At 54.1% G+C, this 10052-nt stretch carries 7 protein-coding genes, 1 tRNA gene and 2 rRNA genes; 3 read left to right on the top strand and 7 right to left on the bottom strand.

Annotated elements, in window-relative coordinates; translation table 11 throughout:
* The first annotated feature begins 4 nt into the window (after window positions 1–4).
* From rrf (M8013_RS13930) to rrf (M8013_RS13920), 3 genes are all read left to right on the top strand, one after another.
* Window positions 5–120 (top strand): 5S ribosomal RNA (gene rrf / locus M8013_RS13930).
* A gap of 14 nt (window positions 121–134) precedes the next feature.
* Window positions 135–210 (top strand) — tRNA-Thr (locus M8013_RS13925).
* 38 nt (window positions 211–248) lie between these two features.
* Window positions 249–364, top strand: a 5S ribosomal RNA gene (gene rrf / locus M8013_RS13920).
* Between the two features lie 102 nt (window positions 365–466).
* Here rrf (M8013_RS13920) and M8013_RS13915 read toward each other — a convergent pair.
* The 7 genes from M8013_RS13915 to M8013_RS13885 all read right to left on the bottom strand — a co-directional run bounded on the left by M8013_RS13915 (window position 467) and on the right by M8013_RS13885 (window position 9846).
* On the bottom strand, window positions 467–1225 hold the full coding sequence (locus M8013_RS13915) for an amino acid ABC transporter ATP-binding protein (RefSeq protein ID WP_271268389.1): 759 nt from the start codon (window positions 1223–1225) through the stop codon (window positions 467–469).
* Between the two features lie 7 nt (window positions 1226–1232).
* A complete protein-coding gene (locus tag M8013_RS13910) occupies window positions 1233–2336 on the bottom strand; it encodes an amino acid ABC transporter permease (protein WP_271268399.1) in 1104 nt (367 codons plus the stop codon).
* A 9-nt stretch (window positions 2337–2345) separates the two neighbouring features.
* Window positions 2346–3527: an amino acid ABC transporter permease gene (locus M8013_RS13905; protein WP_271268388.1), complete on the bottom strand. Its 1182-nt coding sequence runs from the start codon at window positions 3525–3527 to the stop codon at window positions 2346–2348.
* Between the two features lie 67 nt (window positions 3528–3594).
* Entirely contained in the window at window positions 3595–4620 is a 1026-nt protein-coding gene (locus M8013_RS13900) for an amino acid ABC transporter substrate-binding protein (protein WP_271268387.1), read from the bottom strand.
* Between the two features lie 420 nt (window positions 4621–5040).
* Window positions 5041–5262, bottom strand: coding sequence for a lipoprotein (locus tag M8013_RS13895; RefSeq protein WP_271268386.1), 222 nt, complete (start codon window positions 5260–5262; stop codon window positions 5041–5043).
* A gap of 320 nt (window positions 5263–5582) precedes the next feature.
* Window positions 5583–8696, bottom strand: coding sequence for an efflux RND transporter permease subunit (locus tag M8013_RS13890; RefSeq protein WP_271268385.1), 3114 nt, complete (start codon window positions 8694–8696; stop codon window positions 5583–5585).
* A 10-nt stretch (window positions 8697–8706) separates the two neighbouring features.
* The gene (locus M8013_RS13885; RefSeq protein WP_271268384.1) at window positions 8707–9846 is read right to left on the bottom strand and encodes an efflux RND transporter periplasmic adaptor subunit; all 1140 of its coding nucleotides are present in this window, start codon (window positions 9844–9846) and stop codon (window positions 8707–8709) included.
* Between the last annotated feature and the right edge of the window lie 206 nt (window positions 9847–10052).

The following is a 10052-nucleotide window of genomic DNA, read 5'->3' as shown; positions in this document are numbered from 1 at the left end:
TTTGCCTGGCGGCTTTAGCGCGGTGGTCCCACCTGACCCCATGCCGAACTCAGAAGTGAAACGCCGTAGCGCCGATGGTAGTGTGGGGTCTCCCCATGCGAGAGTAGGGAACTGCCAGGCATCAAATTTAGTGTGCTGATATGGCTCAGTTGGTAGAGCGCACCCTTGGTAAGGGTGAGGTCCCCAGTTCGACTCTGGGTATCAGCACCAGTTTTTAGGTTAAAGTTCGGCGCTTAGAAAAGAATTTGTCTGGCGGCTTTAGCGCGGTGGTCCCACCTGACCCCATGCCGAACTCAGAAGTGAAACGCCGTAGCGCCGATGGTAGTGTGGGGTCTCCCCATGCGAGAGTAGGGAACTGCCAGACATCAATTAAGTGAAAAGGCCATCCGCAAGGATGGCCTTTTTGCGTTTATCTGGCCTGAAAAACATCGTGCCCGGAGCGTCGAGGCCGCCGGGCATATCAAACTCAGTGAATGACTTGCGACAAAAATGCACGCGTACGTTCTGATTTCGGGTGGCCAAAAAACTCCTCCGGCGGTGCCTGCTCGACAATTTCGCCGCGATCCATAAAGATCACGCGATCTGCCACGGTTCGGGCAAAGCCCATCTCGTGGGTTACGCACAACATGGTCATGCCAGACTGCGCCAGCCCAATCATCGTATCAAGTACCTCTTTCACCATCTCTGGATCCAGTGCCGATGTGGGTTCATCAAACAGCATAATCTTTGGTTTCATGCACAAAGAACGCGCGATCGCTACCCGCTGCTGTTGTCCACCCGAGATCTGACCGGGAAATTTGTGCGCATGTTCAGCAATACGCACCCGTTCCAGATAGTGCATGGCCAGTGCCTCGGCCTCTTTTTTCGGCATTTTACGCACCCAGATCGGGGCCAGCGTACAGTTTTGCAGTACCGTAAGGTGCGGGAATAAATTGAAATGCTGGAAGACCATCCCCACTTCCTGCCGGACACGCTCGACGTTACGAATGTCATCATTAAGTTCGATGCCATCCACCACAATCCGGCCTTGTTGATGCTCTTCCAGGTGATTAATGCAGCGTATGGTCGTGGATTTACCCGACCCTGAAGGCCCGCAAAGAACAATGCGTTCGCCTTGCTTCACCTTCAGGTTAATGTCTTTCAGGACGTGAAATTGTCCATACCACTTATTCACGTTATCCAGCGTAATCATCGCGTCAGCGGGTGTCATAGTTATCTGGCTCATAAATTCCTCAGTGCGGTGTACGCCCGGTGTTAAAGCGCTTTTCCAGATGCTGGCTATAGCGCGACATGCTAAAACAGAAAATCCAGTAGATAAGTGCTGCAAAAACATAGCCTTCTGTCGACATTCCCAGCCACTCTGGGTCGACGGTAGCCTGCTGCACGCTACTGAAGAGATCGAACAATCCAATGATGATCACCAGACTGGTATCTTTGAACAGCGCGATAATGGTGTTAACCAGACCGGGGATCACCAGCTTCAGTGCCTGCGGCAGGATCACCAATCCCTGCGTTTTCCAGTAGCCCAACGCTAACGATTCGGCTGCTTCATACTGACCTTTTGGCAGTGCCTGCAATCCCCCACGGACCACTTCTGCCACATAAGCTGACTGGAACAGAATGACGCCGACCAGGGCGCGGATCAGTTTATCGATACTCGTGCCTTCAGCCATGAACAGCGGCAGCATCACGGACGACATAAACAACACGGTGATCAGCGGTACGCCACGCCAGAACTCAATGAAAATCACGGAAAGGACCCGTACGACCGGCATCGTGGAGCGGCGACCTAATGCCAGCAAAATACCCAGCGGCAATGCACCGGCAATCCCCACAGAGGCAATAATCAGCGTAAGCGTCAGGCCACCCCATTGGCGGGTTTCGACGTGCTCCAATCCCAGCGATCCGCCATACAGCAACCACCAGACGATAGCAGGATAAATCACCGCCCAGCAGGCAATGTACCGCCCGCGCCGCGGCAGCTTGCTCCAGAACATCGGAATGATAGTGAGCAGTCCGACGATCAGCGCAACGTTGATGCGCCAGCGCTGATCGTGAGGGTAGAGCCCATACATAAACTGGCCAAAACGTTGATGGATAAAGACCCAGCAAGCACCTTCTTTGGTGCAGTCGGCACGCGTTGTACCAACCCAGTTGGCCTGCAAAAAGGCCCAGTTCAGCAGCGGTGGGATTAACTCCCACATCAGCCAAAAGCACACCAGCGTAAGCAGGCTATTGCTCCAGCTGGAGAACAGGTTTTTACGCGCCCACTTGATGATGCGTCCATTACTGGTCCGGCCCGGAGACGCGGGGTGAGACAATACAGCTTTTGTCATCATGGCTCCTTAGCGTTCAACCAGTGCGATGCGGCGGTTATAGATATTCATCAGCAGTGAAATGGTCAGGCTGATAATCAGATAGACCGACATGGTGATGGCAATAGTTTCAATGGCCTGGCCAGTTTGGTTGAGTACGGTTCCGGCAAACAGTGAAACCATATCGGGATAGCCAATGGCCGCAGCCAGAGATGAGTTTTTTACGATATTCAGATACTGGCTGGTCAGCGGAGGAATGATGACTCGCAGTGCCTGAGGCAGGATTACCTGGCGCAGAGTGACCGGGTTCGGCAGTCCGAGTGAGCGGGCAGCCTCATGCTGGCCATAGGGAACGGCCTGAATACCGGAGCGGATAATTTCTGCGATAAAGGCAGAAGTATAGATTGAGAGTGCCAGGGTCAGCGCAGCCAGCTCCGGGATCAAGACCATGCCGCCGCGGAAGTTAAACCCCTGCAACTTTGGAATATCCCAGTGCAGCGCCGGACCAAAAATGACATGGGCCAGCCACGGCAGGATCGCCAGCAGAATGAGCGTCACAGGCCATGTGCGCCGCAACTGCCCGGTTTTCATCTGCAAGTTACGGTTAAAACGGAACAGCGCGACTGAAATCCCGGCCACACAGACCAGTGCCACGATCAGCGCCAGCATTCCCTCTGCAAACTGCGGGGCCGGAATATACAAACCACGATTGCTTAAAAAAGCCAGATCGAAAGCATCCACCGCCTGACGTGGGCCCGGAAGGTGGCGCAGTACGGCGAAATACCAGAAAAAGATCTGCAGCAGTGGGGGAATATTGCGGAAGGTCTCAATGTAAATAGTGGAGAGTTTACGCAGCAGCCAGTTATCAGAGAGCCTTGCGAGTCCGAGGAAGAACCCTAGCAGGGAAGCAAAGACAATGCATAGCGCCGAGACCAGCAGGGTATTCATCAGGCCGACCAGAAATACGCGGCCGTACGTGTCGCCTTCGCTGTAATCAATCAAATGCTGAACAATGCCAAAACCTGCACTGCGATCAAGAAAGGCAAAGCCTGACGTGATGCCCCGTGTGCTCAGGTTAGTCACCGTGTTATGGAATAAATAGATCGCGACGGCCAGCACAGCGAGAATAGCGAGGATCTGAAACAGCCAGGCGCGAACCGCAGGATTAGAAAAGGAGAACGATCCTTTTAGGGCTGAGCGGCGATGGGGCATAAAAAACCTCGGGTAACCATGACTCTGGATGGGGCACTGCACCAGCAGTGCCCGTTACAGCAAAGACTTAGCGAACTGGCGGTGCGTACTGGATACCACCGTTGTTCCAGAGGTTGTTCTGACCACGTTTGATCTTCAGCGCGCTTTCAGAACCAACGTTGCGCTCGAAGATTTCAGCGTAGTTACCCACTTTCTTAATGATGTTGTACGCCCATTTGTTATCAAGCTTCAGGTCTTTGCCGTAGTCACCCTCTTTCCCCAGCAGGTGCGCCATGTCTGGCGTTGACGGGTTAGCGGCTTTCTCATCCACGTTCTTTGAATTGACGCCCATCTCTTCGGCGTTGAGCATGGCGAACAGGGTCCAGCGAACCACCGAGTTCCATTCATCATCGCCGCGACGCACTACCGGACCTAAAGGCTCTTTGGAGATCACTTCCGGCAGTACCAGCCATTCCGCTGGGTTACTCAGCTTGATGCGCAGGGCATACAGCTGGGACTGATCCGACGCCAGCGTATCGCAACGGCCAGATTCCAGCGCTTTGGCGGATTCATCAGAGCGGTCGAAAGTGACCGGCGTGTATTTCATTTTGTTGGCTTTGAAGTAGTCGGCGACGTTCAGTTCAGTGTCGGTCCCTGCCTGGATACAAACAGTTGCGCCATCCAGCTCTTTCGCGCTCTTCAGGCCGGCTTTATTGTGCGTCAGGAAGCCGATACCGTCGTAATAGGTCACACCGGTGAAGGACATGCCCATTCCGGTATCGCGCGAGGAGGTCCAGGTGGTATTACGTGAAAGCATATCCACTTCGCCGGATTGCAATGCTGTGAAGCGCTCTTTTGCGGTCAGCGGGGTATATTTAACTTTAGTGTCATCGCCTAATACCGCTGCGGCAACGCCACGACAGATATCGACATCAATACCTGAGAATTTACCGCTGGCATCAGCGTAAGAGAAACCAGGCAGCCCATCACTGATCCCGCACTGCACAAAACCCTTCTGCTTTACGGCATCCAACGTTGCACCAGCCTGCGCCTGGCCGGCGATCGCAAGCAGCATACTTGCAGCGGCAAGGCTGGCCATCATCATCTTTTTCATAATGCATCCTGTGTGGCGAAAATTATCGTTATAGTGAAGCGTCTTAAAAACGCTTTAACCTGTCTGTGGCTATGTCCGACGTTAATAAAGCAAACGTGATGCCAGTTTTTGCATTAAACGTAATAAGCGATTACGCAACGCATAAAGCTGAGTGTAGACAGGGATAATTAAATCGAGCGCCCTGAAATGGTGCGAAATTACAACCTGTGCCACAAATCAGAGCAAAAGTCGGGTGCAGAGAACGTTTAATGAAAGGGGGAAGTTTAGGGTGTTAATAAAAGAGGAAAGGGCATTGCCTGTAAGCTGTGAGCCAAAGCATATTTATAAATTAAGCTAAATTTTGGCCGGATGTTTTATTTATCTTGCGAAAGGACGGTTTGCGCAGAAAGCAAAAGCGCGGAACGATCCGCGCTTTCTGGATTACTTGGACACTGCGATGATACCCAGCGTCAGACCTGCAATGGCCGCTGCACCGCCCGCTATTGCGCCGGCTGTTTCCCAGTTATCCTGAGTGGTTCCTTTCATACAGGTATTGGTGTGAACCAGTCGACCCTGATCGTCGTAAACCGGGACGCACGGAGATTCATGCGCGCAACCCGCAAGGAGTGCGGCAAGCAGAGCAACTGAAATTAATCTTTTCATGGTGTTACCTCAAAATTAAATCTTACTTCGCGATATCGCCAGCGAGGTCTTATCCAAAGCAGGTGGCTATTTTACCACCTGTTCAAAAAGGCAATGAAGAGTGAATAATCTCAAATTATGTTGATTGTAAAAATCATGGAGAAAACCTTCTCACGAGGTTCAATAATGGAGAAAGTGGGGAGGAGGGCGGGTAAAAATCTCATTCTTATGCCGAGACATAAATAATTAATTGCCGTGCTAATTAATAAGTAAAATAAATGGCTGGTACACATAGCCTGGTCATTTTCAAAATTAAAGGCGCCAACTGGCGCCTTTACTCATTACTGTTCGCTATGGCGCGTAAAGCGTCTTCGAACCACGACAAAGAACACCGGCACAAAGAAAATGGCCAACAGCGTTGCCGAAAGCATGCCGCCCATCACCCCGGTGCCTACGGCATTTTGCGCGCCGCTGCCAGCACCATGGCTAATGACCAACGGCAGCACGCCCAGTATAAACGCCAGCGAAGTCATCAGGATTGGACGAAGTCGCATGCGGGAGGCTTCCAGCGTGGCTTCAATAATCCCTTTGCCCTCTTTATCCATCAGATCCTTAGCAAATTCGACGATCAGAATAGCGTTCTTTGCCGACAGACCGATGGTGGTGAGCAGGCCCACCTGGAAATAAACATCGTTGTTTAAGCCGCGGAAGGAGGCCGCGAGCAAGGCACCAACCACTCCGAGCGGCACCACCAGCATGACCGAAAACGGTATCGACCAGCTCTCATACAGCGCCGCCAGGCACAGGAACACCACCACCAGTGAGATCGCGTAAAGGGCAGGCGCCTGGTTGCCTGACAATCGCTCCTGATAGGACATTCCCGTCCAGTCGGAACCGATACCGGTAGGCAGCTTAGCCGCCAGTTGTTCCATTAAGACCATCGCTTCACCGGTACTTTTACCGGGGGCTGCTTCGCCCAGGATCTCCATGGATGGGCTGCCGTTGTAGCGTTCGAGCCGTGGTGAACCATAAATCCAGTGTGACTGACTAAATGCGGAGAGAGGCACCATTGAGCCGCTGGCGCTGCGTACATACAGGCGATTAATATCTTCCGGTAGCATACGGAATGGCGCATCGGCCTGGACATACACTTTCTTCACCCGACCGCGATCGATGTAGTCGTTCACGTAAGTGCCGCCGAGGGCGGTGGAGAGGGTCTGGTTGATGTCCGATACGCTGACGCCCAGCGCCTGCGCTTTCTCTTGATCAACATCCAGCTTGAACTGCGGAGTATCCTCCAGACCGTTTGGTCGCACACGTACCAGCAGGTCCGGGTGCGCTTTGATCATGCCCAGCAGCTGGTTTCGGGCCTGCGTCAGCGAGGCATGGCCCAGGTTGGCCTGATCGATCAGTTCGAAATCGAAACCTGTTGCGGTGCCCAGCTCAATAATGGCAGGCAGGTTAAACGGGAACACCAGCCCGTCCTTGATCTGACTAAAGACCCGCGTTGCCCGGCTGACAATCGCGCCGACGCTGTTGGCCTCACCGGTACGTTCCTCCCAGGGCTTAAGGCTGACAAACGCTATCCCGGCATTCTGTCCTTGTCCGCTAAAGCTAAAGCCGTTAACGGTAAAGACCGACGCCACGTTAGCCTTCTCATTGTTCAGATAGTAGTGCTCAACCTGATCCAGTACCTGTTGGGTGCGGGTCTGTGTCGCACCGGCCGGGAGTTGCACCATCGTCATAAAGACGCCCTGGTCCTCTTCCGGCAGGAACGAGGTCGGCAGGCGCATAAAGAGCACCGTCATGCCGCCGACAATGACGACATACACCACCAGATAGCGCCCCGTTTTACGCAAAATATGGCTGACGCTGTTGCTGTAGTGCGCCACGCTTTTGTCGAACAGGGTATTGAACCAGCCGAAGAACCCGCCTTTTTTCTCATGATGCTCGTCGGGGGCTTTAAGCAGGGTGGCGCACAGCGCCGGCGTCAGGATCAGCGCCACCAGTACGGAAAGCGCCATCGCTGAGACAATCGTCAGGGAAAACTGACGATAAATCGCCCCGGTGGATCCGCCAAAAAAGGCCATCGGGATAAACACTGCCGACAGCACCATGGCGATACCGACCAGCGCCCCCTGAATCTGCTCCATCGATTTCTGCGTTGCTTCTTTGGGCGGCAGCTTGTCCTCGACCATCACACGTTCGACGTTCTCGACCACCACGATGGCATCATCCACCAGCAGGCCTATCGCCAGCACCATCCCGAACATGGTTAGCGTGTTAATAGAAAAGCCAAAGGCCGCCAGCACCGCAAATGTCCCCAGTAACACCACCGGCACGGCAATGGTCGGGATCAGCGTGGCGCGCAGGTTTTGCAGGAACAGATACATGACGAGGAAGACCAGGATGATGGCTTCGAACAGCGTCTTCACTACTTCATGAATGGAGATCTTCACAAACGGCGTGGTGTCATACGGATAGACCACCTTCAGCCCCTGCGGGAAAAATGCCTGCAGCTGCGCCAGCTTGGTTTTGATCGCCGCAGCGGTATCCAGCGCATTGGCGCCCGTTGCCAGTTTGATCCCCAGCCCGGTTGCCGCCTGACCATTGATTTTGGTCACCATGTTGTAGTTCTCGCCACCCGGCGCAATTCGGGCCACATCTTTCAGATGGACCATCGACCCGTCCTGATTCACCCTCAGAGTGATGTTGCCAAACTCCTCGGCGGTCTTCAGTCGCGTTTGGGCGATGATCGAGGCGTTAAGCTGTTGTCCCGGTACAGATGGTGTCCCACCCAGCTGGCCAGCAGCAATTTGGTTGTTCTGGGCTTTTAGCTGATTGATCACGTCCAGTGGGGTCAGCTGATAGGCATTGAGCGCGTTCGCGTCCAGCCAGATACGCATCGCATACTGGGCACCAAACAGCTGTACGTCGCCCACGCCGGAGGTGCGGCTGATCGCATCTTTGACGTTAGAGGCAACATAGTCAGAGATATCATCCTGGGTCAGATTTTTATTATCCGAGACAAAGCCTGCCACCAGCAGGAAGCTACTGCTCGACTTCTCTACGCCAATCCCTTGCTGCTGCACTTCCTGCGGCAGCAACGGCATTGCCAGCTGCAGTTTATTCTGCACCTGTACCTGGGCAATATCCGGGTCTGTGCCCGACTCGAAGGTCAGGGTGATCGTCACGCTGCCCGCCGAATCGCTGGTGGACGACATGTACATCAGGTTATCGATGCCGTTCATGTTCTGCTCGATAACCTGCGTTACCGTATCCTGTACGGTTTGCGCATCTGCCCCGGGATAGGTCGCGGAGATCGCAACCGCCGGCGGCGCAATGGTCGGGTACTGGGCAATCGGGAGCTTCAGGATCGCCAGCCCGCCCGCCATCATCAGAATGATGGCGAGCACCCAGGCAAAAATCGGGCGCTGGATAAAGAAGTTAGCCATGCTCTGTTCCTTATCCGGCTTTCTGCGCGGCGGTGTCTGGCGCGGCAACGACCGTCACGCCAGGATGGATTTTTTGCAGCCCGCTGATGATGACCTGGTCGCCGTCCTGCAATCCGTCATCGATCAGCCATTGATCGCCGATGGCCTGTGTTGCCACTACGCTGCGCGTTTCGACCTGATTTTTAGCATTCACCACCATCACGCTGGCATCGCCGCGCGGCGTTCGCGTAACGCCCTGCTGTGGAACCAGTATCGCCTTAGGCTGGATGCCTTCATCAATGCGCGCCCGCACGAACATGCCGGGCAGCAGGATATGCTGAGGGTTCGGGAAGATAGCGCGCAGGGTAATCGAACCGGTGGTTTCATCGACCGTTACATCGGTGAACTGCAGCGAGCCTTTGAGCGGATAGGGCTGACCATTTTCCATCAGCAGCTGCACGGTACTGGCCACTTCGCCCTTTTGCAGACTGGACTGCTTGAGGCGCATAAAATCATTGCTGGACTGGGTGACATCGACGTACATCGGATCCAACTGCTGCACCGTGGCCAGTGCGGAGGCTTGTCCGTTGGCGACCAGAGCGCCTTCTGTGACGCTGGATTTACCGATGCGTCCGCTAATAGGCGAGGTCACTTTGGTGTACGCCAGATTAATGCGCGCACTCTCCACGCTCGCTTTGGCGGCCATGACGCTGGCATCGGCCTGCCGGGCATCAGCCACCGACTGATCGTACTCTTGTTTACTGACGTACTGCGTGCCGACCAGCGGCAGATAGCGTTTGACGGTCAGGTGGGCGATATTCGCTGCCGCCCGCGCTTTGGCTAACTCGCCTGAAGCGCTGTCAAATGCGGCCTGGTAGGTGGCGGGATCGATCTGGTATAGCGACTCGCCTGCTTGTATATCGCTGCCTTCCTGAAAATTGCGCTTCAGCACAATGCCGTTCACCTGCGGGCGAACCTCGGCGACGCGAAAGGCATCTGTCCTGCCCGGCAGTTCGGTGGTGACCGTCAGCGGTGCGCTTTTCACCACATGCACAGTGACCTGCGGTGACGGTGGTTGCTGTACCTGTCCACCGTTATCATCACAACCCACGAGCAATGCGGCACCGATGATAAAACCGGATAAGGGTAAAAATCTGAAATGAAGCGTCATGACTATTCCTTCAAAATCCTTAACCCGCATTAACCGCACAGGGGTTAAGCGTTGAGGAGAGGTAAACAGAAAACGGCGGGCGTCATAATAAAGAATGAGCGGATAGGTTTATGATTTATAAGTGCGGCGATCGTGATGTTGAGTGGAGAAAAGGCATACAACAATAATAAACAACGAGATAGCAAATCAGGAAGGGTGAGTTAATT

Source organism: Silvania confinis (assembly GCF_025564085.1).
Taxonomy (GTDB): domain Bacteria; phylum Pseudomonadota; class Gammaproteobacteria; order Enterobacterales; family Enterobacteriaceae; genus Enterobacter; species Enterobacter confinis.
This window is presented reverse-complemented; position numbering and strand designations above follow the sequence as displayed.